The organism is Bradyrhizobium sp. Leo114, assembly GCF_055229415.2.
The window spans coordinates 68586-94508 of the sequence record NZ_JBUYEN020000015.1; the positions used below are offsets into that span (position 1 = coordinate 68586).

Annotated in this window: 22 protein-coding genes and 2 pseudogenes; 2 read left to right on the forward strand and 22 right to left on the reverse strand. The window is 61.1% G+C overall.

Going from position 1 to position 25923, the window contains the following annotated elements; genetic code table 11:
- Positions 1–21: 21 nt before the first annotated feature.
- Positions 22–384: pseudogene (locus ACZIRK_RS19565) on the reverse strand (efflux RND transporter permease subunit); the annotation flags it as partial.
- Between the two features lie 164 nt (positions 385–548).
- Here ACZIRK_RS19565 and ACZIRK_RS19570 point away from each other — a divergent pair.
- Positions 549–1106 carry a hypothetical protein gene (locus tag ACZIRK_RS19570; protein WP_463327959.1) on the forward strand — a complete coding sequence of 186 codons (558 nt, stop codon included), beginning with the start codon at positions 549–551 and terminating at the stop codon, positions 1104–1106.
- Positions 1107–1266: 160 nt separating this feature from the next.
- Positions 1267–1461 carry an integrase core domain-containing protein gene (locus ACZIRK_RS19575; protein ID WP_463327960.1) on the forward strand — a complete coding sequence of 65 codons (195 nt, stop codon included), beginning with the start codon at positions 1267–1269 and terminating at the stop codon, positions 1459–1461.
- Between the two features lie 194 nt (positions 1462–1655).
- Here ACZIRK_RS19575 and ACZIRK_RS19580 read toward each other — a convergent pair whose 3' ends face one another.
- The 21 genes and pseudogenes from ACZIRK_RS19580 to ACZIRK_RS19680 all read right to left on the reverse strand — a co-directional run bounded on the left by ACZIRK_RS19580 (position 1656) and on the right by ACZIRK_RS19680 (position 25895).
- The gene (locus ACZIRK_RS19580; RefSeq protein ID WP_463327961.1) at positions 1656–2594 is read right to left on the reverse strand and encodes an electron transfer flavoprotein subunit alpha/FixB family protein; all 939 of its coding nucleotides are present in this window, start codon (positions 2592–2594) and stop codon (positions 1656–1658) included.
- The gene (locus tag ACZIRK_RS19585) at positions 2594–3343 is read right to left on the reverse strand and encodes an electron transfer flavoprotein subunit beta/FixA family protein (protein ID WP_463327962.1); all 750 of its coding nucleotides are present in this window, start codon (positions 3341–3343) and stop codon (positions 2594–2596) included. Before ACZIRK_RS19585 ends, ACZIRK_RS19580 begins: the two co-directional genes overlap by 1 nt.
- 78 nt (positions 3344–3421) lie before the next feature.
- A complete protein-coding gene (locus ACZIRK_RS19590; protein WP_463327963.1) occupies positions 3422–4216 on the reverse strand; it encodes an SDR family oxidoreductase in 795 nt (264 codons plus the stop codon).
- 7 nt (positions 4217–4223) lie between these two features.
- Positions 4224–5837, reverse strand: a complete 1614-nt coding sequence (locus tag ACZIRK_RS19595; RefSeq protein WP_463327964.1) for an AMP-binding protein — start codon at positions 5835–5837, stop codon at positions 4224–4226.
- Between the two features lie 47 nt (positions 5838–5884).
- On the reverse strand, positions 5885–6271 hold the full coding sequence (locus tag ACZIRK_RS19600; protein ID WP_463327965.1) for a Zn-ribbon domain-containing OB-fold protein: 387 nt from the start codon (positions 6269–6271) through the stop codon (positions 5885–5887).
- Positions 6272–6277: 6 nt separating this feature from the next.
- Positions 6278–7444, reverse strand: a complete 1167-nt coding sequence (locus tag ACZIRK_RS19605) for a thiolase domain-containing protein (protein ID WP_463327966.1) — start codon at positions 7442–7444, stop codon at positions 6278–6280.
- A gap of 21 nt (positions 7445–7465) precedes the next feature.
- Complete coding sequence (locus tag ACZIRK_RS19610; RefSeq protein WP_463327967.1) at positions 7466–8386, reverse strand: SDR family NAD(P)-dependent oxidoreductase; 921 nt, start codon at positions 8384–8386, stop codon at positions 7466–7468.
- Positions 8387–8522: 136 nt separating this feature from the next.
- Positions 8523–10069 (reverse strand): annotated as a pseudogene (locus tag ACZIRK_RS19615) (acyl-CoA synthetase).
- Entirely contained in the window at positions 10066–10926 is an 861-nt protein-coding gene (locus ACZIRK_RS19620) for a MaoC/PaaZ C-terminal domain-containing protein (RefSeq protein ID WP_463327968.1), read from the reverse strand. Before ACZIRK_RS19620 ends, ACZIRK_RS19615 begins: the two are co-directional and overlap by 4 nt.
- 15 nt (positions 10927–10941) lie before the next feature.
- Positions 10942–12150 (reverse strand): CaiB/BaiF CoA transferase family protein, encoded by a 1209-nt coding sequence (locus ACZIRK_RS19625; protein WP_463327969.1) that lies wholly within the window; start codon positions 12148–12150, stop codon positions 10942–10944.
- Entirely contained in the window at positions 12101–13132 is a 1032-nt protein-coding gene (locus ACZIRK_RS19630) for an ABC transporter ATP-binding protein (protein WP_463327970.1), read from the reverse strand. The genes ACZIRK_RS19625 and ACZIRK_RS19630 overlap by 50 nt, the downstream gene beginning before the upstream one ends.
- 7 nt (positions 13133–13139) lie before the next feature.
- Positions 13140–13994, reverse strand: coding sequence for an ABC transporter permease (locus tag ACZIRK_RS19635; RefSeq protein WP_463327971.1), 855 nt, complete (start codon positions 13992–13994; stop codon positions 13140–13142).
- Positions 13994–14950, reverse strand: a complete 957-nt coding sequence (locus ACZIRK_RS19640) for an ABC transporter permease (RefSeq protein WP_463327972.1) — start codon at positions 14948–14950, stop codon at positions 13994–13996. The genes ACZIRK_RS19635 and ACZIRK_RS19640 overlap by 1 nt, the downstream gene beginning before the upstream one ends.
- A gap of 21 nt (positions 14951–14971) precedes the next feature.
- Positions 14972–16363: an ABC transporter substrate-binding protein gene (locus ACZIRK_RS19645; protein WP_474418369.1), complete on the reverse strand. Its 1392-nt coding sequence runs from the start codon at positions 16361–16363 to the stop codon at positions 14972–14974.
- A 209-nt stretch (positions 16364–16572) separates the two neighbouring features.
- Positions 16573–17610, reverse strand: coding sequence for an ABC transporter ATP-binding protein (locus tag ACZIRK_RS19650; protein ID WP_463327974.1), 1038 nt, complete (start codon positions 17608–17610; stop codon positions 16573–16575).
- A 10-nt stretch (positions 17611–17620) separates the two neighbouring features.
- Complete coding sequence (locus tag ACZIRK_RS19655; protein WP_463327975.1) at positions 17621–20971, reverse strand: acetyl-CoA carboxylase family protein; 3351 nt, start codon at positions 20969–20971, stop codon at positions 17621–17623.
- Between the two features lie 41 nt (positions 20972–21012).
- Positions 21013–22506, reverse strand: coding sequence for an MmgE/PrpD family protein (locus ACZIRK_RS19660; RefSeq protein ID WP_463327976.1), 1494 nt, complete (start codon positions 22504–22506; stop codon positions 21013–21015).
- 35 nt (positions 22507–22541) lie between these two features.
- Complete coding sequence (locus ACZIRK_RS19665; protein WP_463327977.1) at positions 22542–23258, reverse strand: ABC transporter ATP-binding protein; 717 nt, start codon at positions 23256–23258, stop codon at positions 22542–22544.
- Positions 23255–24028: an ABC transporter ATP-binding protein gene (locus tag ACZIRK_RS19670; RefSeq protein WP_463327978.1), complete on the reverse strand. Its 774-nt coding sequence runs from the start codon at positions 24026–24028 to the stop codon at positions 23255–23257. Before ACZIRK_RS19670 ends, ACZIRK_RS19665 begins: the two co-directional genes overlap by 4 nt.
- The gene (locus ACZIRK_RS19675) at positions 24025–25023 is read right to left on the reverse strand and encodes a branched-chain amino acid ABC transporter permease (protein WP_463327979.1); all 999 of its coding nucleotides are present in this window, start codon (positions 25021–25023) and stop codon (positions 24025–24027) included. The genes ACZIRK_RS19670 and ACZIRK_RS19675 overlap by 4 nt, the downstream gene beginning before the upstream one ends.
- Before the next feature lie 2 nt (positions 25024–25025).
- On the reverse strand, positions 25026–25895 hold the full coding sequence (locus tag ACZIRK_RS19680) for a branched-chain amino acid ABC transporter permease (RefSeq protein ID WP_463327980.1): 870 nt from the start codon (positions 25893–25895) through the stop codon (positions 25026–25028).
- Positions 25896–25923 lie beyond the last annotated feature (28 nt).

The window sequence follows — 25923 nt, forward strand, 5'->3', positions numbered from 1 at the left end:
GTTGTTCATCGAATCTCCGACCTACGGGCTTGGAAACCGCTCACATGTGACAATAGGTGACTCAGCGACCGTATGTTGCAGATCTGTTGTTGGTGCACACCATCGCGTGATGCCGTCGAGATAGATGTACGCGACCGGCGTCGTGAACAGCGTCATCAGCTGCGAGACGATCAGCCCGCCGACGATGGCAAAGCCGAGCGGCTGGCGCAATTCGGATCCGGTGCCAGTGCCGATCATCAGCGGAACGCCGCCGAGCATCGCGCACATCGTCGTCATCAGGATCGGGCGGAAGCGCGCCCGGCAGGCCTGATAGACCGACTGTTCGGCGGAAAGGTGCTGTTGGCGTTCGGCCTCCAGCGCGAAATCGATCAGCATGATGCCGTTGTGTGTACCGAAAACCTTATCCGGGTTGATGACGTAATGGAATCGCCTAAGCTGGCGGAATGATCGGGCTGCTCTGTTTCGTACTGGCCGTCTTGGCTTCGCCTCTCAAGTCGAAGAGCCGACTTGAAGCAGAGAATGCGGCGCTCAGACATCAGTTGATTGTCTTGAGGCGTAAGCTGCAGGGTCGCGTCCGGCTCAGCAACGATGATCGCTGGTTCTTCATTCAGCTGTATCGCTGGTTTCCATCGATCTTGCAGGTCCTCACGATCATCCGGCCCGAGACGGTCGTGCGTTGGCACCGGGCCGGCTTTCGCGGCTATTGGCGTTGGAAGTCGCGCCCGATCGGTGGGCGACCGCCGATCGACACGAGGCTGCGCGCGTTGATCCGGCGGATCAGCGTCGACAATCCGCTTTGGGGCGCGCCACGCATCCACGGCGAACTGCTCAAGCTCGGGTTCGAGGTCGCGCAGTCCAGCGTCGCCAAGTACATGGTGAAGCGACGCGGGCCACCCAGCCAGGGATGGCGCACCTGCTTGCGTAATCACGCGCCGGACATTGCCGCCATGGACTTGTTCGTTGTTCCCACCGTCGGATTCGATCTGCTCTATGCTTTTGTGATCGTCCGGCTCGACCGCAGAGACCTCGTCTGGATCAACGTCACAGCAAATCCGACGGCGGAATGGGTTTGCCCGTCAAATCACGGAGGCATTTCCTTGGGATGAGGCTCCGCACTACCTCATCCGCGATCGCGACCGGATCTATGGCAGCGTCGTCACGCGCCGATTGCGCGCCATGGGCATCCGGGACAAGCCTACCGCACCAGCCTCGCCTTGGTAGAATGGCTTTGCTGAACGGCTGATCGGATCGATCCGGCGTGAGTGTTTGGACCACGTCATTGTTTTGGGCGAGGCGCATCTGCGTCGGGTTCTGCAATCCTACGCCGACTATTACAATAACGTCAGAACGCATCGATCCTTGAACAAGGACGCGCCGATTTCTCGCCCGGTTCAGCGAACCGGTGCGATCAGTTCACGCCCCATCCTGGGCGGACTTCATCACCACTACGCCCGAGCTTAAGTTTTCGGTACACACAGGAGTGCTCCGAGCAGCATATACTTCGAAAGCTTCCCAATTCTCATTGTCATCTCCACCGATGTTCGCTCAACTAAGAAGACGGGCGTAAATCGAGCCTGCAGGCCGGTGCGCGACGCACGCGTTGCTGTCTCGATTCACGCCCGCTTCTAGTGACGCACCATTGCGTCGATCGAAGCCTACCCAAGTTTCGCCGTGAATTCGGGAAGCACTTCGTAGAGGTCGGCGACCAGGCCGTAGTCGGCGACCTGGAAGATCGGGGCGTCCTCGTCCTTGTTGATCGCGACGATCACCTTGGAGTCCTTCATGCCGGCCAGATGCTGGATCGCACCGGAGATGCCCACGGCGACATAGAGCTCGGGGGCCACGACCTTACCGGTCTGGCCGACCTGCCAGTCGTTCGGCGCATAGCCGGCGTCCACCGCCGCGCGCGAGGCACCGACACCGGCGCCCAGCTTGTCGGCGAGCGGCTCGATGTATTTGGCGAAGTTCTCGCGGCTCTGCATGGCGCGGCCGCCGGAGACGATGATCTTGGCCGAGGTCAGCTCGGGACGGTCGCTCTTGGCGACTTCCTCGCCGACAAAGGACGACAGGCCGGGATCGGCCGCCGCGGCGACGCTCTCGACCGGCACGCTGCCGCCGGCAGCGGCGGCCTGGAAGGTCGAGGTACGGACCGTGATGACCTTCTTGGCGTCCTTCGACTTCACCGTCTGGATGGCGTTGCCGGCATAGATCGGACGCTCATAGGTGTCGGGGGCGACCACCTTGATGATCTCCGAGACCTGCATGACGTCGAGCAGCGCGGCGACCCGCGGCATCACGTTCTTGAAGCGCGATGTCGCGGGCGCAACGATCGCGTCATAGGACGGGGCCAGCGAGACGATCAGCGCGGCCAGCGGCTCGGCGAGGTCGTGCGCGTAGGCCTCGCCTGCGGCGACCAGCACCTTGGCGACACCAGCGAGCTTCGAGGCGGCCTCGGCCGCAGCCTTGGTGCCCTGCCCGCCGCCGGCGACCAGCACGTGAACATCGCCGCCGAGCTGGGAGGCCGCGGTCAGCGCCTTGTTGGTGGAGTCCTTGAGGACCTCGTGTTCGTGTTCAGCAATCAACAGAGTCGTCATCAGAGCACCCCGGCTTCGTTCTTGAGCTTCGACACCAGCTCGGCGACGTCCTTGACCTTGACGCCGCCCTTGCGACCCGCCGGTTCAGTCGTCTTCAGAACTTCGAGGCGCGCGGTGACGTCGACGCCGTAGTCGGCGACGGTCTTCTCCGCGATCGGCTTCTTCTTGGCCTTCGTGATGTTCGGCAGCGAGGCATAACGCGGCTCGTTGAGACGAAGATCGGTGGTGACGATCGCCGGTCCCTTGAGCTTGACGGTCTGCAGACCACCGTCGACTTCGCGTGTCACCTTGAAGTCGGAGCCTTCGACTTCGAGCTTCGAGGCGAAGGTCGCCTGTGACCAGCCGAGCAGGGCGGCCAGCATCTGGCCGGTCTGGTTGCTGTCGTCATCGATCGCCTGCTTGCCGAGGATGATGAGACCCGGCTGCTCTTCTTCAGCAACCTTCTTCAGGATCTTGGCAACGGCGAGCGGCTCGACGGCGCCCTCGGCCTTCACCAGGATGCCGCGATCGGCGCCCATGGCGAGTCCGGTCCTGACAATCTCAGATGACTGCGCTGGGCCGATCGAGACCACCACGACTTCGGTCGCCTTGCCGGCTTCCTTTAGGCGCAGTGCTTCCTCGACCGCGATTTCGTCGAACGGGTTCATCGACATCTTCACGTTGGCGAGTTCGACGCCCGATCCATCGCCTTTGACGCGGACCTTGACGTTGTAATCGACCACTCTCTTTACTGGTACCAAGACCTTCATAGACACCTCGCTTCAGGTACTTCACCTTCCGGCCAGAAGGGCCAGAGTATTCGATAGATCGCTCATCCAATTTCCCCGCTAGTTGCCGGGCCGCGTTGGAATGGGTTCACCGGCATAGTTTCGCCCCCCAAGCAGTGAGGCTCCCCCATCCACGGGGATCAGGGCTCCCGTGACGTAGCTCGCGCGCTTCGACGCGAGGAACATCGCCAGCTCAGCGACATCCGCGAGTTGACCGACACGCCGTAGCGGAATCCTGTCCTCGATGCGCCGTCGTTCCTCCCGAGAGACTAGCTTTGCGAAACCAGGCGTGCCGTCTATAGGCCCTGGCATGATCGAGTTCACGCGGACACCGTGCATGCCCCATTCCATGGCGAGCACGCGCATGATCTGGTCGAGGCCTGCTTTCGCTGCGCAGGCATGCACTTGCATAGGACTCGGAGCCACGGATTGGTTCGAGGAGATGTTGATGATCGAGGCGCCGGGCCGTCGAAGAAAGTCGAACGCAGCTCTAAGCACATGGAACGTCCCGACGAGATCGATGTCGATTACGGCCCGAAACCCATTCGAAGAAAGGTTCAGTGCCGGAGCAAGAAAGTTTCCGGCCGCGCCCGACACGAGCACGTCAAAGTCTCCGAACGATCGGTGAGCCGCTTGCATGTTTCGGCGGACCACATCCATGTCGCGCACATCGCCGACGCATCCCAAGCCGTCACCTCGATGCCGCCGAAGGCGTTCGGTCGCAATCTTCACCCGTTCGGGATCGCGGCTCATGACGCAGACCCGCGCGCCGGCTGCCGCAAACGCCTCCGCTATCCCGAGGTTTATTCCGCTGGTGCCGCCGGCGACGAACACCGACGCTCCTTCGAATTCCATGACTTCTCTACCGATTTGTCTTCGGGACGGACGTGGCGTCGAGCTTTTGACGCCATTTCCTTAGCTCCGCCTTGGAGACCTTCCCTATGTTGGCCCGCGGGAAGTCCTCAAGAACGTGTACTTCTCGCGGAACCTTGAAGTCCGCCAACAGGCGCCTGCATTCGGCCTGAACGATTTGAGCCACCTCTGCGTGATTTCTGTCCTGCAGGATGCCGCCGACCCTCACAAAGGCGATCGCGACTTCGTCCAACATGGGGTGTGGCCACGCGACGACTGCCGACTCCTCTATCCCTTCGACGGCGCCTACGACTCGTTCGATCTCGAGCGATGCGACGTTCTCACCGCCAATCTTCATCATATCCTTGATGCGATCTGCGAAGCGGAGATACCCGTTCTCGAGCAGAGTTACTTGATCGCCCGTGCGGAAGAACCCGTGCTCATCGAAGGCGTCTCGCGTAGCGTCGGCGTTCCGATAATACTCTCCGAACAAGGAGACGCCCCTGATTCCTCCGATATGCAACGAGCCGGACGCACCCTGTTCGACGGGCTTTCCGTCGGGATCAAGTACGCGAATTCGATACTCCGGAGCAGGACGGCCGATAGCGCCGTACGGAACGGGCATGTGCGGAAAGCCGACGATGCCTTGGGTTAGCGTTTCCGTCATGCCCCACCAGCTCACCGGCCGGATGTCGAACTTCTCGACCACGACGGGATCGGAGAACGCTATCCCCCAATTTCGGAAGAAGTGCGATCTCGGAATATCGCCGTTGAGAAGCGCGCGATAGCAGAATGCTGTGATTGAACTCCAGGTGCAGCGATTGCGCAATGCCACGGACCAGAAGCGACTCGAGGAAAACCGAGGCTGCAAGACAAGCGTTACACCCGCCCACAAGCATGCCAACCACGAGTACGACAGCGCGTTGGTATGAAACAGAGGCAACACGCAATGGTGCGTGTCCGTCGGCAGCAGACCTTCATGCGTCGCACTGATCCTTGCAGCCCACAACGCGTTGGCGTGTGTCCATAATACCGCCTTGGGACGAGCAGTGGTTCCTGACGTATATTGGATAGCCAACGGATCCAACGGACCGGATCCACCCGGGCTGCCCTCCTCGGCCTCGATCAGCAAGCCGGAGAATGCTTCGCTGGCCTCGCGACGCTCGTCGCTTGGTTGCCCACTATCGTTGTCAGTTACCACGACCCATCGGAGCTCGGGACAGGCGCGTTTGACCAACATCGCGTAAGCGGGCTGCGTGATGGCGGCGACGGGCTCGCTATGCGCCGCGTAGTATCTTAGCTCTTCCTCCGAGGAGCGCGTGTTGGTCGTGACCGCGACAGCGCCGGCGAGAGCGCAGGCGGACCAACTCAACAAGAACTCCGGACAATTGTCGAGGTGGACGATAACGCGGTCGCCTGGTCGAACTCCTCGCCGCCTCAATCCAGCCGCCAGCCCGCTTGCTGCCGCGTAAAACCCCCTATAAGTCAGCACCACTGCGGGGCGGTCGAACGGTTCAAAGACCAGAAACGGGTGACCTCCACGTTCGTTCGCTTGCGTCGCGAGCAGCCAACCAAAGTTGAGGCCCTCGAACGGATTTAGGCACTCCGGAGTGGAGCTCGCCATGACTCGTGCTTCCTGACTGGGAGACCGACCTCGGTCGGGCCGATGGGCTAGAGCGGCTCGAAGACCGGAAGCTTTCCGCCCTCGAAGTCCGAGAAGCAGAGCCGTACGCTCTGACCGATCCGAATTTTGTCGAAGTCACAATTGACGAGGTTGGTTAGCATGAGGGGGCCTTCGGCCAACTCGATGTAGGCGACCGCGTAGGGCACGGGCGCGCGGCGCAACACGGAAAACGCGTGGATCTTGCCTTCGCCCTCGGCATCGCGCCACTCGGTTGCGTCGCTGAAGCAGTGCGGGCAGATGGCCCGTGGATAATAGTGATGCTTCTTGCAGGAGTTGCAGTACCTGAGCGCCAACCGCTTCTCGCGGGCGGACCTCCAGAACTCCTCCGTCTCCGGGTTCGGAAGGGGAGGAATGATCTCTCGTGACTTGCTCATGTCGAGTTACTCCCGCTCAAGGATAAGGGTGGCGCTGCAGTGCTTGTTGGCCAAACCGCCGCCCCCGATGCCGTTGACGAGCGCAAGCCGACAGTCCTTGACCTGAACGGCGGGATTCGCCTCACCTCTCAATTGGCGCACCGCTTCGATCGCCTTGGTAATACCCCCGCGGTTCGCCGGGTGATTGTTGCAGAGACCACCGCCGTCCGTATTGAAGGGAAGTCGGCCAACGCCAGAGATCAGATTGCCGTCCGCTACGAATTTCCCGCCATCTCCCTTAGCGCAGAAGCCGAGATCCTCGAGCTGCGTGAGCACTGTGATGGTGAAGCTGTCGTAGAGCGACGCGTAGTTGATATCTTTCGGGGCAACTCCCGCCTCTGAGAATGCGGCCGGGCCAGACTTCGCTGCCGCGGACGACGTCAGATCGATTTGCCCTCCGGCACTATGCTTGATTGCCTCGGCTGCACCGCGCACTTTGACGAGCGGCTTCTTCAAGCTCCGCGCGATCTCGGGGCGGACGACCACGAGTGCTCCACCACCGTCGCTGATCACGCAGCAATCGAGCCGGTGAAGCGGTTCGGCGACGAGCGGAGAGTTGACCACATCCTCGACCGTCACGACTTCTCGAAGCATCGCATTCGGATTATGCTGCGCATGGTGCGAGGCGGCGACCTTGATCCATGCGAGCTGTTCGGAGGTCGTTCCGAACTGGTGCATATGACGCGCTGCCGACATTGCGTAGAGATGCACCAAGGTCGCTCCGAACGGCGCCTCGAACTGCACATCTGGCGCAGAAATGTTATAGATGCGCGGCGTTGTGCCAGTCGCAACGCCCTCGGACCTCGGACGTCCGCCGAGAGTGATGAGCGCGACATTGCACTTCCCGGCGGCGATAGCTTGCGCCGCGTGGCCCACGTCCAGGACGTAGCTGGTGCCGCCGGCTTCGGTCCCGTCATAGTGCCTGATGTTGAGCCCGAGATACTCGATCATCTGGACGCCGCCAGGCGCGTCTCCGGCGCAGAAGTAGCCGTCGACGTCGGCCGCCGAGAGCCCACAATCGCGCAAGGCCCCCAACGCCGACTCGGCGTGCAGTTGGGCGACCGACTTGTCCGTTGCTTTGCGCGTCGGATGTTCGTAGATTCCGGCGATGTACGCCTTATCTCGGATGCTCACCTTGAATTCTCCGTCGCTAGATCAAACAGGGTCCCATCCGATGACGTCGCTCGTCCGATGCAGAGGAGAGAAGTTGCTCTCCATTGCCGGCATGCCGTGCTCGGCGATAGTCTCCGGCGTCCAGCCTTCGCTGCGATGCATCCCGCGGATCGGCCTGGTCTGGTTGAAGAGATAGATCTCGTTCATGCGCGAAGCGAAGATCTGCCCAGTCACGTGCTTCGACAGATCACTCGCGAGATACACCGCGAGCGGCGCGACCTTGTCGGGCCCCATCGCCTTCAGTCGCTCTACCCGGCGCGCCGTCTCCTCGGAATCGGTCGGGATTGTTCCAATCAACCGGCTCCATGCAAACGGCGCGATGCAGTTCGAGCGGACGTTGTAGCGCTGCATATCCATCGCAATGCCCTTCGACAGGCCCACGATGCCCATTTTCGCCGCGGCGTAGTTCGATTGGCCGAAATTGCCGATAAGGCCGGAGGTCGACGTGAAATGGATGAAAGAGCCGCTATTCTGGTCCTTGAAATACGGAGCGGCGGCGCGCGCGACATAGAAGCCACCTAGGAGATGGACCTTGATTACCATCTCGAAATCGACGACTGACATCCGGTGGAAGATGCGGTCGCGCAAGATTCCCGCGTTGTTGACGACGCTGTCGACGCGACCGAAATTGTCGATCGCCGTCTGTATGATCCTGTTGGCGCCGGCGGGCTCCGCTACGCTGTCGCCGTTGGCAACCGCAATCCCGCCGCTCTTCCTGATTTCGTCGACGACGGCCTCCGCCGCAGTCTTATCGGCACCTTCGCCGTCAGGGCTCCCGCCGAGATCGTTGACCACCACCTTGCCGCCGCGGCTTGCAGCAAGCAGAGCAATCTCGCGGCCGATGCCCCGCGCCGCCCCGGTCACGACGATGACCCGATCCTTCATGCAACCTTCGCTCGACATATTCCTCTCCTGACGCTGAATCTGGCCGTTAGCCGCGCGGCCCGGCCTGGGTCTAAATGTAATCTGTCGACAGTTTTCACAATAGTCAAGCGCGGTCGCGGCATGGCCGCATTCCGCGCCGGCGCCGAATAGACGTTCAGATTCGGCGCTGCTCGCCGGCCCAGTACGGGTCTCGAAGACGCCGCTTCAGAAGCTTGCCCGCATCGTCGCGCGGCAGATGGTCTCGAAATTCGATAGCTTTCGGCATCTTGAACTTGGCAAGGCTCTTTGCGAGCGCTGCGCGGATGGCCGCTTCTGTTATCGAACCATCCTGCACGACGAGGGCATGGACGGCCTCGCCATATTCGGGATCGGGGATGCCGATGACTGCGCAATCCAGAATCGAAGGATATTCAGGAGAGCAGCCTCAATCTCCGAGGGATAGATGTTGACTCCGCCCGAGATCACCATGTCTTTCCTGCGATCGCAGAGAAACAGGTAGCCATCTTGGTCAAGATACCCGATGTCGCCGCCGGTTATCAGTCCATTGCGTCCGATCTGGCGTCGTTCCTCGTCACGCCTGTGGTAGGTGAAGTCCGGATAGAATTCGAGCCCGATGTAGAGTTCGCCCGGCTCGCCTGGTGGCAATAGATTGCCGGCCTCGTCGATGACTTCTATGCGTGCGCCCTCGATCGCCCGACCGACAGTGCCTGGATGCGCCAGCCACTCTTCGCTATTGCAGCTCGTAACCGCGCTGGATTCGGTTGTTCCGTACCATTCGTGGATGATCGGGCCGAACCACTCGATCATGGCCCGCTTGATGTCCGGTGGACAGGGCGCTGCCGCATGATAGACCGCCCTTAGAGAACTGAGGTCGTAGCGTCCTCGTATGCTTTCCGGCAGTCTCAGCAGCCGAACGAACATGGTCGGCACCATTACCACTGTGGATATGCGATGCTTCTCCACCAGTCGGAGGAAGTCCTCGGCGTCGTATTTCGGCATCAGGACGAGCTCGTCGGCGACCTGCAGACCTCGCATAGCGAATACGTTCGGCGCTGCGTGGTACAGCGGGGCGGGGATCAGCAGCCGAATTCCGGGACGCAGACCATAGATCTTCTCGCGCATGGCCTCGATCTGTTGCCGCTGTATCGGGGTCGGCGGATTGCGTCGGACTCCCTTCGGACGGCCCGTGGTCCCCGACGTATAGATGATGCTTTCCGGCGCCGCGACGGCTGCTTGCGGTAGCGGCGCCTGTTCTGAAATCCACTTCTCCCATCTTTTGACGCCTACCCAATCGGAGCATTCTTCCTCTGAAATGTTGTAGGCGGACCTAACCTCCTCCGGAGTATCAGCGACCAGCACTGTCAAGCTGCTGCCCCGAACGAGCTTCTGCGGCACGAGGTCCAGCAGATCGGCATGCAGGACGAGGACTTTTGCCTCGCAATCGCCGAGTACGTAGGCGATCTCCTCCGACGCGAGGTGCCAGTTCAGAGGCACGGCATAGGCCCCGATTCGCGCTGCACCGGCGCAGGCCTCTAGAAACGAGATGTCGTTGCGCATGAGGATCGCGAACGCATCGCCTGGATTCAAACCGAGCTTAGTTAAGCCACTTGCGATGCGAGCGATCCGATCGGCGATCTGCTCTTCGGTCCGGACATTTTCGCCGGATATAACGACTCGCTGCGGCACGGCTTGCCCTCTCATTGGTATCGCGCCAGACCGCTGTCGAGGACGACCAAGTCGCGCTCCAAGACGCGACAACGGAAGCCGGCGACCCCCGTGTCCTCTCTCCAGATTTCCGTGCGGATTGTCTCGCCGGGATAGACCGGCGCGGAAAACCGGACGTCGAGCTGACGCAAGCGCGTCGCATCGTTGTTGCAGAGTGTCCGGACCAGGGCCCGTCCCGCCACGCCGTAGGTGCAGAGCCCGTGGAGGATGGGACGCTCGAATCCAGCCGCGCGCGCGACTTCGGGGTCGCCGTGCAGCGGATTGTAGTCGCCGTTAAGCCGATAGATCAGCGCGGAATGCTTCCATGTTCGCAAGTCGCAGGTCACATCGGGGGCTCTATCAGGCAGCTTGTGAGCGGGCTTTGCAGGCCCGCTGGGACCTCCGAAGCCGCCATTAGCTCTCGCGAAGCTCGAAAGACCGACCGTGCAGACGAGATCGCCGCTTTCAGCATCGAGGAGTTCGCGCTTGATGTAGATCAGCGCTCCTCGCCCGGGGCCTTTGTCGACGATTTCCTCAATGTGCTGCCGGCCGATCAGCTTGCCCGACGGTGGCAGCGGGCGATGGATCTTCAGAAACTGTTCTCCATGCAGAACATGACGCCAGTCGACTCCCGTATCCGGCTCCTTCAGCCAAAATCCCGGAGAGCAGAGGACTGTCGCCATCGTCGGCAGGGCTTGCATGCTGTCTTCGTAGGCGAAGCGAAGATCACGCGGATCGGTTGGATCGTCGCCGCAGCAGACGCCGAGCGCGTAGAGCAACGTATCCCTCGTGCCGTATTCCTGAACGATGTCCCCAAACTTCCGATTCTTGAGCTTGTCGTATGCAATAGCCATTGTCCGCTCCCGATTTCAGCTCGCCGCCTGCACTGCTATGCCATCGCGGATAAAGCCATCGACCTGTTCGCTCGTGAAACCCCAGCCTGCGAGCCCATCCCGGGTCTTCTGACCTGCCCGCACGGCGGCCCCGGCGACCTCCGGCCGCGTACGGCTGAAACGCGGTGCGGGCGCCGGCTGCACGACTCCCTCGATCTCTACGAAATTGGAGCGCGCGACGTTCTGTGGGTGCGACGGTGCTTCGAGTGCACTGAGGACCGGAGCAAAGCAGGCGTCGGTGCGCTCGAGGAGTTGGCTCCATTCGTCCCGCGTCTTGGTCTTGAACACCGCCGCAAAACGCCCGCGGAGGCTGTCCCAGCCTTTCGGGTCATTTTGAGCGGGCAGCTTCTCATCGCCGATACCCAGCCGTTCCAGCAATTCCTTGTAGAATTTGGGCTCGATCGGCCCGATGCTGACGTAGTGACCGTCCTTTGCTTCATAGGTGTCGTACCAGGGTCGGCCACCGTCCAGCAGGTTTTCCCCACGCCGATCGGTCCATCCCTTCCGCGCCAGCGCGCCGTAGAGGAAGCTGGTCAACGAGTTGACACCATCGAGGATCGCGGCATCGACCACTTGGCCGCGCCCCGATTGCTCCCGCTCCCACAATGCACAGAGCATTCCGAACAGCAGGTACATCGATCCGCCGCCAAAGTCGCCGACGAGATTGAGCGGCGGTGTCGGTGCCTGGCCCGTCCGGCCGATGGCGTGAAGTGCGCCTGTCAACGCGATGTAGTTGATGTCGTGTCCGGCCGCCTGGGCAAGCGGACCATTCTGCCCCCATCCGGTCATTCGGCCATAAATGAGCCGAGGATTGGTCCGTTCGCAATCCGACGGACCCAGGCCCAAGCGCTCCATGACTCCCGGGCGAAATCCTTCGATCAGCATATCCGCCTTGCCCACAAGCTGCAGGACGACTTTGACCCCAGCCGGCTTTTTCAGGTCGAGCGCGACAGATGGACGCCCCCTATTCAATATTTCGAAGCGCGGCTCTCGCTCGTGAGAAGCACCAACGGCGTCCGCTCGATCGATTCGAAGGACGTCCGCGCCCATATCGGACAGCATCATTGCGCAGAATGGCCCAGGCCCCATCCCGGCCATCTCGATTACCTTAAGCCCCTTTAGCGGTCCCATAACTTCACACTCCGTTTCCAATTCTCTCGACTGCGCCCGGCAAGCTGATCTCATCAGCCCTCACGCAGCGGACGCGCGCGTCACCGTTCGACCGCAATTCAGGCTTGGTGAGACACGTCGACTGTGCGTATTGGCAGCGCTCCCGAAACCGGCAGCCTGTCGGCATGTTGCCGAGGCTCGGAACGCGGCCTCCAATCGATGGCAGCGCCTCGCCGCGAACGCTTAAGCTCGGCATCGAGCGAAAGAGACCGGACGTATATGGATGCCGCGGCTCGCGATAGACCGTCTCGATCGGAGCATCCTCGACCACCTGTCCGGCATACGCAATCACGACCCTCGTGCAGAGCTCCGCAACGACCCCAAGGTCGTGGGTGATGAAGATCAGCGCCGTACCGGTGCTCTCGCTCAGTCTCTGCAGCAGATCGATGATCTGTGCCTGGACGGTGACGTCGAGCGCGGTCGTCGGTTCGTCCGCGATGAGCAGTCGAGGTTTGCAGATCAACGCCATCGCGATCATCACGCGCTGCTGCATGCCGCCCGAAAGCGTGTGAGGGTAGTCGTCGTAGCGACGGGCAGGCGATGGAATGCCGACCTCGGCGAGAGCATCGATGACCCTGGTGCGCGCCTCCCGCTTTCCGATCGGCATATGCGCTCGCAACGTCTCCGATATCTGCTCGCCGATGGTGAAGACCGGGTCAAGCGCACGCATCGGCTCCTGGAAAATCATCGCGATGCGGCGGCCGGAGATAGCCCGTAGCTCAGGGCGTTTCATCGCGATGAGATCACTGCCCTCGAAGTACGCCCTCCCAGTCACGCGAGTGAGGAAGGGAGGCAACAGGCCGAGAAGCGCGAGCCCAGTAACGGTCTTGCCGCATCCGCTCTCACCCACGATTCCAAGACGCTCACCAGGGGCAAGCGAAAAACTGATCGAATCCGTCGCCTGAACCTCGCCGGTTCCGGCACGGAAGAAGACGCTGAGATCCTCAACCTTCAACAGTGGAGCTGTGCAGCTTTCGGCGTCGAGAACATGCTTCATCGGTTGCTCAACGGTTCTTCATCGTTGGATCGAGGCGAACGCGCAGATTCTCGCCGAGGGTGTTGAACGCGAGAGCCGTCAACAGGATGGCCAAACCAGGCGCATACATCTGCGAAGGCTCGATTTCCATGTATTGGTAGGCTCGGGCGAGCATCGCGCCCCAACTCGGTTGCGGCGGCTGCACGCCCAGTCCCAAAAAGCTAAGGCTGGCTTCGGCCAAGAGCGCAGTCGCGAGCAGTAGCGTGACCTGAACGATGACCGGTTGGACGGCATTGGGAAGGATGTGCCGAAAGAGTAGCCGCGTCGTGGACGCCCCAAAGCAACGCCCAGCGTCGACGTAGAGCGCGCTACGGCAGATCAACGTCTGCCCTCGGACCAGTCGCGCGATCGTCGGAGAGAATACGAGACCGATCGCGATCATGCTGTTGGTTAGCCCGACGCCGAGCGCACCGGTTACTCCGATCGCAAGTACGATCGCGGGAAATGACAGCATCGTGTCGATTACACGACTAACAACCGTGTCGACCCATCCACCAGAGAAGCCGGCGACCAATCCTACTGGCAATCCAACGGCGCACGCCACGAAGACTGCCAAGATGCTGCCGAACAACGTAAGCGGCGCCCCATAGATCAGCCGGCTGAAGACGTCGCGACCCAGGTCGTCCGCACCGAGCAGATGGCCGCCACTCGGCGGAGCCAACACAGCGGCATAGTCCTGATGCGTCGGTGAGTAAGGAGCGATCCATGGGGCAGCGGCCGACACGGAAATCAGGACCAGGAGATAAGCAGCGCTGACATAAAAGCCGACGTGCCGAAACGGGATACGCGGAGATAGTCGCGTGCGACGTGCCTGAGCGACCATCACCGATTCACCCTAGGATCGAGGACGGCGTAGAGGATCTCGATCGCCAGATTGACGACGATGACGATCATGACCATCGCCAGCATCACCCCTTGGACAACGGGAAAGTCTTTGCCGGTGGCAGCGGTCACGACGAGGCTTCCCATTCCCGAGATGGCGAAGACAGCCTCGATAACCACGGTGCCGCCCAGGAGCCTGTTGAATAGAAGCCCGACCACAGTCAGCAAAGTTACGCTGATATTCTTCAGGCCGTGCTTCCAGAAGATCGCGGACTGAGGAAGGCCTTTGGCTGCAAGCGTACGCATGTATTGGGAGGCCTGCACCTCCATGAGCGCGCTTCGCGTTTGACGTGCCACCTCGGCAACTCCGCCGGCCGCGAGCGCGAGCGCAGGTAGGAACGCATGGTAGAGTGCGTCGATTGGGTTCTGAACGGGACTAACCATTCCGGAAACCGGAAACCACTGGAAGCGAAGCGCAAGAAACGACACCAAGATCATCGCAAGCCAGAAATTCGGCAGAGCGATCCCGACGGATGCCAGCGTCGTGACAACGGAGTCCGCGGTCGATCGGGGCTTAAGCGAAGCGAATACCCCGAGGGTGATGCCAACAGCGAGCGACATGACCATAGCCAGCGACACGATCAGCAACGTAACCGGCAATCTGTAGAGGATCGACTGCAGGACGGGCTCACGAGAGAGCAGGGAGACCGATAGGTCACCATGGATCATTTTCCAGAACCATGTCGCGTACTGGACGATGATCGGCTGATCCAGCCCGTACATCGCCCTGATCTCCTCGATCCTTTCGGCGGTCGCGGATTCACCCGCAAGCGTGATCGCGATGTCGCCCGGAACAAGGTGCATCAGAACGAACACGACAAAAGTCGCCGCGACAAGAATAGGTCCTGCCTGGAGAATGCTTGAGCCGATCAATCGAAGCGCACGCTTGTCCCGCATGCCGCCCTCCCCTTGAGCCCGTTAGTCGACGAGAGAGACTTGCTCGAAGCGCGGCTTGCCGAGCATGTTCGGTTTGTAGCCCTTAACGCGGGGAACGGCTGCGTCGAGCTCGGGCTGGAGGAGCAACGGCACGTACAACGCGTTGTCTCGGACGATCTTGAGAACCTTGCCGATCGCCTTTTTCCGCCCCTCCATGTCGAAGGTCGTCCGGCAATCCGACATCGCTTGCTCGAGATCGGGGGCCCCCCATATCCGAGCCGCATTGATGAACGACTTTGCATCGAACATGATGCTGAAGAACTGGCTCGGGTCCGTACGTCCCGTATACACGGACAGCGCTGCATGCCCGAGCTTCTCTCCCATGAACTTCGCACCGAGTTCGTTGACCGGGACGCTCAGCAGTTTGATCCGAATATTCGCCTTCTTGTATTGTTCGGCCAGCACTTCGCCTCGCTGCATGGAGCGCTGATCGTTATTGACGAACATCTCGACGTCGACACCTGACGAAAGCCCGGCCTCCGCCAAGAGCTTCTTGGCAAGATCCGGGTCGTACTGGTAGCTCCCCTCGAGTTCCTTGTTGTATGCCCAGTGCGATTTTGGCAGTGTTTGAATGGTCGGCTCACCCAAACCGGCCATCGTAACCTGGTTGAGCTCCTCGCGATTGACGGCATGACACATTGCGAGCCGAACCTTCAGATTATCGAACGGCGGCTTGGCGTAGTTCAGATAGATCTGATAGGTCGCAACCGTCTGGCCTTGCACGACGACTAGGCCCGTGCGATCGATCAGCGGCTTTTGCTGAGGTGCGAGCTGGAATATGAAGTCATTTTGTTTGGCAATGACGGTTCGCAAACCTGTATTCACTTCAGGTATCACCGACATCTCGATCTGATCGACGCTCGGCTTTTGACCCCAGTAGTCCGCATGGCGGGCGTAGCTGAGCCTCTCAGCATCGCGCCAAACCGTCACGCGCCAAGGTCCCGTACCAACCGGCGTTCGATCGTACTGATCGCCCTTCTCTTTGATCGCGGTTGGAGATGACATCATGCCGGCCCGATCGGACAGCACGGCGAGAAGAACGACATCTGGCTCCGAGAGCTTGAGCGTGACCTGATTCGCCCCCGTAACTTCGATGGTTTTGACGTAGATCAGGTCGATCTTGACACGTGAGCGGTCGTCCGACCGTGCACGCTCGAGGTTGAAGCGGACAGCTTCCGCATCCATAGGCGTTCCATCGTGAAACTTCACGCCGGACCTGAGATTGAGCACGAGCGTCAACGGGTCCGGATATGACCAGGATTCGGCGAGACCCGGCTTCGGAAGCAGCGTGTCCAGGTCGGTGTTGATCAACGTTTCGAACGCCGGGAACAGCATCGTATGGTCGCCGCCGTGCCGGCCGGCGATCGGATCCATGCTGGTCGGATTATGCGGGGTAACGACCTTCAGGGTTCCGCCACGCCTGGGATCTTCCGCTGCCACGATTGTCGCGGAAAGCGGGAGTGCGCCACCGGCCACCGCGCCGGAGAGCAGGGCGAGCCAATGCCTGCGCGTCATCCGGATTTGCCGACCGATGTCCTCGTTTCCCTTCCTCATCGTTCTTCTCCCGCGTTGTTATGATTTGATTAGGTTTGTTGAATTTGGCCGGCGAAGTGGCACGCGACCCAGCGTTCCGGTTCGATGCTTCTCCAGATCGGCACTTCGCTGGCACATTGAGCCTTCGCGTACGGGCAACGGCTCTGGAATGCGCACCCGACGGGATACGTGATCGCGCTCGGCACTTCGCCGGTCAGCGCCGGCTGCCTCTTTTCACGTAGCGACGCAGGCACGGGCGAAGGCCGTGATCGCAGCAAGGCTTGAGTGTAGGGATGCTTGGGAGATGCGAGGAGCTGTTCGACTGGGCCGAGCTCCACTAGACGTCCCAGGTACATGACCGCAATCCGGTCGCTGATGTGGGCCACCACATTCAGATCGTGGGATATGAAGACGTAGGTCAGTCCCAGCCGTCGCTTGAGGTCGCAGAAGAGATTGATGATTTCCGCCTGGATCGAGACGTCGAGCGCAGCGACCGCCTCGTCGCACACAACGACCTTCGGCTGCATTGTCAGAACGCGGGCGATATTGGCCCGTTGCTTTTGACCGCCTGACAGTTGATGCGGATAGCGGCTCGCAAAATCTGGACCAAGCCCAACTTGCTCGAGGCAAGTCATGGCCATCCGATCCCGATCCTGGCTGCTTCCGGTGCCGGCAATGTCGAGCGGCTCTCTGACGCTCTGCAGCACCGTCATTCGCGGGTTTAGGGCTCCCTCCGGATCTTGAAAGACGATCTGATAGCCGCGCCTATGGCTTCGGAACTCACCGCTCTTCAGCTTGGTGAGGCAAACGCCGTCGTGAAGGACGGCTCCCTCGGTCGGGCTAAGCAGGCCGACGAGCACGCGAGCGACCGTCGACTTTCCGGATCCGGATTCGCCGATAATCCCGAACACCTCCCCTGCATTCACGTCGAAGCTAACGCCGTTTACGGCTCGCAAGACATCTCGACGATTAAGCTGGAAATGTACGTGGAGACCGTCGATTCTGATCAGCGGCGGCTTATCCGACATACCGCGGAACCGCTCCGCGGCCGCGCCGTGTTGAGGTGCGATTTCGATCACCGTTCCCATGCGATGACCTTCAGTCGCACCAAGCAGAACCGGACGGATCTTCATCCGGACGGCCGTTGCTCTTTGTTCGGGTGCGTTCTCGCTGTTTCACGACTTGCAGGCCGGCCATCAACCATGCGCGCGACTGGAGTGGATCGATGACATCATCGATTGAAAGGTAAGGCGCGGTATTGAGTGCACTTCCGCGATCATGAAGTTCGGCAACCATCTGGCGGACGCGTGCCTGACGCTCGGCATCGCTCGACAGTGCTTCTAGCTCCTTGCGGTAAGCCAGCTTTACATGCCCCTCGAGCCCCATCTTGCCAAAATGACCTGTTGGCCAGGCGACACAGAACATCTGCTCGTATGAATTTCCGCCGACCATCGCGACGGCGCCGAGACCGTACGCTTTTCGGACGACAATCGTGAACAACGGCACCGTTAGCTTGGAACCGCCGACGAACATCCGGCCAGCGCTACGAACGAGCCCGGTCTTTTCGGCCTCCGGTCCGACCATGAAGCCCGGCGTATCGCACAGAGTCAGCAGCGGAATTCCGAGGGACTCTACCAAACCGAGAAACCGCGCGGCCTTTTCCGATCCATCGGTGTCGATAGCGCCGGCCAGATGGGCCGGATTGTTGGCGACGACTGCGAAAGCATGCCCCTCGACACGGATGAAGCCCGTGATCATGCCCACGCCGAACTTCGGTCGTAACTCGAGAAACGAGCCTGTGTCCGCCAGCAGCTCGATCACCTGCCGCATGTCGTAGGCTCTACGAGGCTCTTCTGGAATGATGTGCCTCAGCAGACGCTGATCACTGCTCGACCAATTCGCCTTGCTTCCCTGAACATAGGACAGGAATTGCTTGGCAACGGACACCGCCTCCTCCTCGTCACGCACGATAACGTCGATGACCCCGTTGCGCGATTGGACGGATACCGGACCCACTTCATCAGCCGTCACCACCCCCAGTCCGCCGCCTTCGATCATTGCGGGTCCGCCCATTCCGATCGACGCGTTCTCAGTGGCGATGACCAGGTCCGCGCAGGATAGGAGCGCGGCGTTCCCTGCGAAGCAGCGGCCGGACGCGATGGCGACGATAGGAACCTCTCCGCTCAGTCTGGCCATGCCCCAGAAAGTCGCGTTATAGAGCTTCAATCCCGTCCGATCGTCGGTATCGCCCGGACGACCGCCGCCACCTTCTGCGAACATGATGACGGGTAGCCGCCACTTCGTCGCGAGTCGGATGATCCTGCGCTTCTTGGTATGGGCCATATAGCCCTGCGTGCCGGCGAAGACCGTATAGTCATAGGCCAGTACGGCGCATCTCGTCCTGTCCGCGCCGAATAGATCCGCGTTCACGGTTCCGACTCCCGTGATCAACCCGTCGGCGGGACTGACTTCCTGTAGTTCCTCGATGCTTCTACGCGAACGTTGCGCGGCGACGGCGAGCCCACCATATTCAAGAAAGCTCCCGTCGTCGCACAGGTTTGCGACATTCTCCCGCGCAGTCCGCTGGCCGGTCTTTCGGCGCCGAGCGACCGCGTCCGGACGGGCAGCATCCATCAGGCGATCGTGCGCGGAAAGTACCCGGGCGAGGTCAGTTCGTATCTCCTCGAGGTCGCGCTCACTTCGCTCGACGTCCTGATCGGCCTGCCCGGAATCACAAGCCTCCAGGAACAACAACGGCTCGCCTTCGAGTAAAGACTCGCCCTCCTTTGCGACGAGGGCCGCGATCGTGCCTCCGACATCGGCCTGGATGACGAATTCCATCTTCATAGACTCAGTGACGGCCAAGGGCTGTCCTGCGGTGACCGTATCGCCCTCCCGAACCCGGATTTCCACGATCCGGCAGGTCGCCGGCGCCACGACAGCGAGGGAGTCGCTCGGCTGTTGGACTACCCGGACCCCGTCGCGAGGCCGATCACCTTTAACGTCGTCAAAGTGAAGCACAGGGTGAGAGCTGCCGCTCGACCCGGCAAGTTCGTGCATGTACTCGTCGATGAATCGCGTGTGAACACGGTTCGCCTCGACTTCCGGGCGCCGAAGGAGACCTTTAAGAAACCGAAGGTTGGTCGCGATACCGTCGATGTGCGTCTCACACAGCGCTCTGTAGGCCTTGCGAACAAGCACGCCGTATCCACCCGCCGGCACATGGACGACTATTTTTGCCAGGAGCGAGTCGAAGCTGACGCTATTGCGGAAGCCCACATAACCCGCGGTATCGGTGCGCACGCCGGGCCCAGACGGAAGCTCGAACGTCCGCAGTTCGCCTACGGCAGGCGCTATCGAACCGTCAGCCTGCAAACTTTCCATGTTTACGCGTAGCTGCATGGCGATGCCGCGAGGTTTCAGTGGATCCGGCAGGGTCTCCTGCGCGAGCCGGCCGCCGGCTGCCAGACGCAACTGGAGCTGAACAAGGTCGACGCCCGTGACTTCCTCGGTCACTGTATGCTCGACCTGCAGCCGTGGATTGACCTCCATGAACAGCACGCGGTCGCCGCCTGACCGTTCGTCTGCGCACACCAGGAATTCGAAGGTTCCAAGGCCCCGATACCTCACGCGCCGGCCTAGGCGTTCACTCGCCTGATACAGCGTCTCACGCGTCTCCCGGGACAAGTCGGGCGATGGAGCAAGTTCAACGAGCTTCTGATGCCGCCGCTGCAAGCTGCATTCGCGCTCGCCTAAGATCGCGACTTCGCCTGTTCCATCGCCAACCAGTTGCACTTCGATGTGCCTGGCACCCTCGATCAGTTCTTCGGCGAACACTCTATCGTCGCCGAAGGACGCCTTGGCTTCCGATCGGCAACGCTCAAATGCCCCCGCGACCTCGGCGGCGGATCGCGCAATGCGTATGCCGCGCCCACCACCGCCTGCAACCGCTTTCAGAAGTATCGGCCTCTCTTTTTGGTCGGCGAAGAATCCTATTGCCTCGTCCGCCGTCAATAGTTCAGGGCTTCCGTTCGGCAGCGGCACGCGACAAGCCGCAGCCAATTCACGAGCCTCCGCCTTATTCCCAAAGATTTGCAGTGTCTGTGCGGCTGGACCCACGAAGGTCAGCCCCGCGGCCTCACATCTCGCCGCGAAGTCAGCTCGCTCGCTAAGGAATCCGTAGCCGGGATGCACCATGGTGCAGCCAGTCTGCTGCGCAATCTCGATCATCCTATCGATATCGAGATAGGCCGCCGCTCCCCCTCTTTCGAGCGAGACGGAAAAGTCCCCCTTCTTCGTGTGGAGGGACGTTGCGTCGTCGTTCGAGTACACCACGACGCTCAGCCAACTCAACTCGGAGACGGCTCGGCAGATTCGGATCGCTATCTCGCCGCGGTTGGCAACAAGCACTTTGCGCTGCTGGCCGATTGACGCGGCTCTAGTCACCATTGAGATTTCCAATCGCAGTTGGGGCGCGGGACGACGCTCTTCTAAGACCACGCGCTCCGCATACTGTCAACAGTTGACATAACGTGTTTGACAATGTGCCGCGGGTCGGAGCCAAGGGCGGATGGGCGATCCGAGACAAGCAATTGGGCGACCGCTCCTGCTTGGCACTTTTCCAACTCAAGGATCGCGACGCACGCATTTCGAGCCACCTCTTCGCTGACGGTCATCGTTGCGTTCGCCATGAACTTTCTAGTAACCGTCTCTCGCTGTAGGGCGCGATGTCCGCTGCCCTCGTTGATCGGAACGTGCTTGTACAATTCGCGACCATCGTCGAGCGTCACCTTGACGCCGCCCGAGAAGGCTTCTGGAAATCTTGTTTCTGGGTCAGAATGGCATTGGACTTTAGCGGTGAGAGCCAGCACGTTTTCGTCGGTCAAAGCAGCCTTTGACAGTTCAGGAAGGCCAAATCTTCCCTTCAGTAATCCGGTGGCGACACAAAATTGAACGCTGAACTTGGCTTCGTAATCAGTCTTGGGATGCTTCTTCGCGGGCGCCGGCTCGGCGATGATGGGCAGCGTTTTCTCTGGAACAAACGCATCCACCGAGACGATCCTCCTGTCGCCAATCTCTTCGTGAAGAAGAGTCGCCGCCTCCAGCGCGCCGTGGCTGAAGTGGCAGACAGGGTAGGGCTTGATTGCGGTGTCGGCGAAGTGCCAGCGCTGCCCCAATTCTTCGCCGACCATGTCGAGCGACGTATCGGTCGCGTGATCTTGAAGATAGGCATGAAGAAGACCAAAGCGACCCTCGTAGGGTCGACTAGGCCCATGAAAGCCGGAACCGGCAAGCGTCGCGGCTGTGAGGCCAGCGACGGCGCCCCAGCCGGGATGGAAGCGCTTGGTCCAGGCGCCTTCCTCAAGGAAGACTTGAACACCCGAAGCTGTACTTGCTGCAATGCCTTGGGCTGCGACCATCTGCGCTTCGGTCAACCCCATCAATTTCGCCGCAACGATGGTGGAGCTGAAATGCGAAATTACACCAGTTGCGTGGAAGCCAACGTGATGAAATCCCCCGCGGATGGCCATGCCCAGGCGCACGGCTGTTTCCATGCCGGCAATATATCCGGTCAGCAGGTCTGCCCCAGATAGGCCGAGATGCTCGGACACAGACAATGCGCAAGGCAGACAGGCCGCAGTCGGATGGACGATCGCTTCGATATGCGTATCGTCATAGTCGAGGCCATGGACCAGAATGCCATTAGCAAGCACGCTGTCTCTTATCGGAAGTTTCGACGTGGTCCCGATCACCGTGCAATCGCCGCCACCACCGGCCAGCTTTGCTATCGCAGCCAGCGAAACCGGGCCGAACTCATAAGCGTGAGAGGCGAGCCCAAGCCCGATTCCATCAAGGATCAGGAGTTTTGCGCGCTCGAGGGCGGCGCCAGGAACGTCTTCGAGTCTTAGTTTCGACGCAAAGCTTGCAAGGTCTTGAGCGGGCTTCGTCGTGCACGGCGGGAGTTCTATCGAATGGACACTCATGAAATATGAAACACTCCTTGCAAAGACGCGGGACGTCAGACGCCAAGATAGGCGCGCTGCACGTAGTCGCTCTTAACCAATTCCGCGCCTGGACCAGACAGTGCGACGCGACCGTTCTCGAGAACGTAGGCGTAATGACACAAGCGGAGCGCCAAGCTCGCATTCTGCTCGACTAGAACAATGGCCAGGCCCTGCTCCACGTTGATCTTCTCGATCAAACGGCCGATCTCCTGGACCATGATCGGCGCCAAACCAAGCGAAGGTTCGTCGAGCAATAGCACCTTCGGTTGCGCCATCAGGGCGCGCGCGATCGCCAGCATCTGCTGCTCGCCGCCAGAGAGCGTGCCTGCCATTTGGCTCCGCCGCTCGCGCAGTCGCGGGAAGTATCCGAACATCCGCTCGACCGAGCTTCGCAAGACCTGTCCCTGCGGCTGGAGATAGCCACCCACCAGCAAATTGTCCTGCACGCTCATCCGTGGGAAGACGCGGCGGCCTTCAGGGGACAGCGCAACGCCGCGCGATACGATCTCCGGCGATGGTAGACGGTCGATCCGCGTGTCGCCGAGACGGATCTCCCCGCGGCTCGGCGGATTGAGGCCCATGATTGCGCGCAGCGTCGAGGTCTTGCCTGCACCGTTGCTGCCGACCAGCGAAACGATCTGGTTAGGCGCGATATCGAGGCTGACGCCGCTAACGGCGACACGGCTGCCATATTCGACGTGAATGTCGCGAAGGCTCAGGACATCGCTCATGGGACCACCTCGGTGCCGAGATAGGCCTGCACGACCTTTGGGTTGACACTGATCTCCTTCGGCGCTCCCTCGGCGATCTTCTCACCATGGTCGAGCACGACGATGCGGTTGCAAAGGCCCATCACCAGCCGCATATGGTGCTCGACCAGAAGCACCGAGAGCTTTTCGCTCGCATGCAGCTCGCGGATCAGGCTGCCGAAATCGGCAGCTTCTTCCGGGTTGAGACCGGCGACGGGCTCGTCGAGCAGCAGCAGCTTTGGATTAGCGGCGAGCGCGATCGCGACGCCGAGCCGGCGCTGACCACCATAGGAGAGTTCGGAGGCCTTGCGATCGCGAAACTGGTCCAGCGCGAGCCGCTCGAGCAACCGCTCGCAACGTTGGCGGGTCGCCGCGCGCGATGCGCGCGAGGCACGGGTGTTGAATATCGAGCCGAGCATCGACACCGGCGTGGTGGTGAAGGCGCCTCGCATCACGTTCTCGATCACCGACGAGGCAGGGAAGACGGTCGTCGCCTGAAACGTCCTAACCAGGCCGTCATGCACAATCTGGCTGGTCTTCCGCCCGACGATGTCCTGGCCCCCGAACCTGATCGCGCCCGACGACGGCGGCACTACGCCGCTGACCACGTTGAAGCAGGTGGTCTTGCCGGCGCCGTTCGGCCCGATCAATCCGACGATCTCGCCCTCGCCGACGGAGAAGGAGACGTCCTTCAACGCGCTCAGGCCACCATAGCGCCGGCTGATCCGTTCGACCTCGAGAAGCGCACTCATTTGTGCTTCTCCCCGGTGCGCTTGAAGACGCGACCGATGGACACCAGTCCGCCCGGCAGGAACAGCAGCACGCCCAGCAGGATGACGCCGTAGAGGATCTGCTGGGCGCCGGCGAGGCCGCGCAGCGCTTCGGGAAGAGGTGTCAGGAACAACGAACCCAGCACGCCGCCGATCAGCGAACCACGTCCGCCGACCAGCAGCATGGTGATGTAGGCGATGGAGTCGCTAAAGGTGAAGCTGTCAGGCGAGATGAAACGGATGTAGTGAATCATGACGGCGCCGGTGCTGCCGGCGATGCCGCTGCCGAGGGAGAATGCGATGATCTGATACCGGCTGACATCGATGCCGCTTGCTTCGGCCAGCCGCACGTTCTCGGCTATCGAGCGGAAGGCACGGCCATACTGCGAGCGCATCAGGGCCCAGACGAAGGCGAAGACGAGCACAAAAGCCGCGAGCGCGAAGTAGTAGAAGCGCAGGCGTGTCCCCAGCGGGAAGCCGAACAGCCAGATGGGCGAGATGCCGACCAGTCCATTGGCTCCGTGTGTCACACTCTGCCAGTTCAGTGCGATCAGCGTGAACACCTGGCCGGCGAGAAAGGTTACGAGCACGAAATAGACGCCGCGCAGCCGCAGGATGACCTTGCCGAGCGCCGCCGCGGCCAACCCGGTCATCACGCCCGCGAGCAGGATCCCCAGTAGAGCCGGAACCTTGAAGTTCAGCGCCAGCAACGCCGATATGTAGCCGCCGGCCGAGACGAATGCGGCGTGCCCGAGCGAAATCTGGCCGACCGACATGATCAGGCCGAGACTCATGGCGAAGATAGCGTTGATCAGCACCATGTTCGCCAGATGCAGATAGAACTGGTTGGCCGTAAGCTGCGGCAGGACAATCGCCAGCGTCAGCAGGACGGCTATCGCAAGCCCGGTCGGCACGCCACTGCGCCGCGTCCCGGGCGGCCGATCAATCTTCGCGAGGGTCGTCGACGAGGCATCCAAGACTAGTACTCCCGTTGTCCCAGCAGGCCCGCGGGACGAACCAGCAGGATCATGATCACCAGCAGAAGCTGAAGGATGTCAGAGACGAGCGAGCCGAACAGGGTCGCCGTGAAGCTCTCGATCAGCCCGAGCAGGATTCCGCCGACGACCGCGCCGGGGACCGAGCCAAGGCCGCCGAGGATGACGACAACGAACGCTTTCAGCATCGGCGTCAGCCCGACGAAGGGCGAGACCGAGAAGACTGGGCCCATCAGCCCTCCCGCCAGGGCAGCCAGTGCGACGCTCATTCCGAATGCAAGGGGATAGATGGCGTTGATCCGGATTCCCTGGATCAACGCAGTCTCCTTGTCCTGGGCCACCGCCCGCATAGCGCGGCCGGTTCTGGTGCCCCGCATGAACAGCCAGAACGCCGCGAAGATCAGGGCCGCCGCAGCGATGACGACGAGCCGCGACCACGGAAAGCTGAACGGGCCGAGCACGAGCGTGCCTTGCACGATATCGGGCATCGGCCTGGGTGCCGGCCCCCAGGCCATCACCGCGGCGTTCTGAATGATCACCGAGATCGCAAGTGTCGCGATCATGCCGGAGGTCTCGTCGTCTCGGAACGGCTGGATAACCGCGCGCTCGACCAGCGCGCCGAGGAGGCCGATGGTCAAGGCCGCGATGAGCAGGCAGGCGACGAAGGGGATCTCCCAGTAGATATAGGTAAAGAACGCCGTGAAGGCGCCCAGCATATAGAATTCGCCGTGGGCGAAGTTGACCACACGCATGATCCCGAAGGTCAAGGTGAAGCCGACGGCCATGAGCATGTACATGGCGCCGATCACCAGGCCATTCAGCGTCGCTTGGCCGATCAGTGTTGCGTAATCCAAATCAGCGCCCTCAGGTCAGATGACCGCC